Below are 1,208 nucleotides of genomic sequence, written 5' to 3' on the forward strand. Positions count from 1 at the left end.
GACCCAGCCGATGGCCGGGTGCCTTTGCCTGGGCTGGAGTGGAGCGATCCTCTCGAAGCTGTGGTGGGCGTTATCGATTGGTCCCAAGAGATCACTGCGGAGACCAAGGCCCAGGTTGCCGCTGAGCAGCATCTCGCCATGGTCGTTGCTGAGACCGCGAGCCGCCGCGCAGTAGCTGACAGCTCTATCGCGCCGCTGCAGGACGCCGTAGACCTTGGCGAAGCCACTGAAGCCGAGGCCGCCTCGCTGATTGCCTGGAAGCGCTACCGCGTGGCGCTGATCCGCCTGCCAGACCAACCGGGCTACCCCGACGAGATCACCTGGCCCGCGCCGCCGGCCTGATCAACTGAACGACAGCCAGCCAACGAACACAACCGCCTGATGGCGGTATTTTTTTGCCCGGAGAAAACCCATGACCGCACGCGGTGTACGCAACAATAACCCTGGCAACATCGACTTCAACCCACGGAACGACTGGGTGGGCCAGCTGGGCCTGGAGGTGCGCGCCGCTAAGCCGCGCTTCGCCCGCTTCGATACCCCAGAGAACGGCATCCGCGCCCTGGGCAAGCTGCTCATCAACTACCGGGGCAAAGACGGCATTCCCGGTGTGGGCGGGAAGGGCATCGACACGGTGTTGGAGACCATCAACCGCTGGGCGCCGGCGAACGAGAACGACACCCAGGCCTACGCCTCGGCCGTGGCCAAGCGCCTGGGTGTGCGCACCACCGACCCGATCAACATCAAGGACCCGGCCACGCTGCGGGTGTTCGTCGAGAGCATCATCATCCATGAGAACGGCGGCAACCCGTACAAGCCCGAGGTGATCGACGATGGCGTGCGGAGGGCCTTGGCGTGAACGCGCTGCTGATGCGTGCCATCGGGGCTGCTCTGCTGATCCTGATCGGCATCGCCGTCGGTACCTGGGCCACCACCAGCCATTTCCGGCCAGCGCTCGATGAGGTGCAGGACAAGGTTGCCGCGTGCATCGCCGCGCGCGACAACCTATCCGGTCTGGCGCAAGAGCAGGGCAAGGCCCTTGGCGACCTGACCCTGGCCGCGAACGAGCGCCAGGCCCGGGCGGAGCAGGCCGCGAAGGATGCACAGGCCAGCGCCCAGGCCGACTACGAGGCGGCAAATCGCTTGCAGCAGGAGCGCACCGGTGGCGACCAGTGCGAGGCCGCGACCTCGATCATCGACAAGGAGCTGGG

3 protein-coding genes are annotated in these 1,208 nt (G+C 66.1%); all 3 read left to right on the top strand.

The genetic code is table 11. From position 1 onward, the window contains the following. A partial coding sequence (locus ACNFCI_RS23915; protein ID WP_416768417.1) for a tail fiber assembly protein occupies positions 1 to 342 on the top strand: 342 nt, incomplete at its 5' end. 70 nt (positions 343 to 412) lie between these two features. Then, on the top strand, positions 413 to 856 hold the full coding sequence (locus ACNFCI_RS23920; protein WP_416768418.1) for a structural protein P5: 444 nt from the start codon (positions 413 to 415) through the stop codon (positions 854 to 856). Beyond that, positions 853 to 1,208, top strand: a 356-nt coding sequence (locus tag ACNFCI_RS23925; RefSeq protein ID WP_416768420.1) for a hypothetical protein, incomplete at its 3' end; no start/stop codon positions are given. The genes ACNFCI_RS23920 and ACNFCI_RS23925, both read left to right, overlap by 4 nt.

This window comes from Pseudomonas sp. NY15356 (assembly GCF_048068175.1).
Lineage (GTDB): Bacteria > Pseudomonadota > Gammaproteobacteria > Pseudomonadales > Pseudomonadaceae > Aquipseudomonas > Aquipseudomonas putida_K.

What these genes read in the sequence shown, in the direction of transcription:
- ACNFCI_RS23920 (WP_416768418.1), top strand. Translation starts at nt 413, where the DNA reads ATGACCGCACGCGGTGTACGCAACAATAACCCTGGCAACATCGACTTC.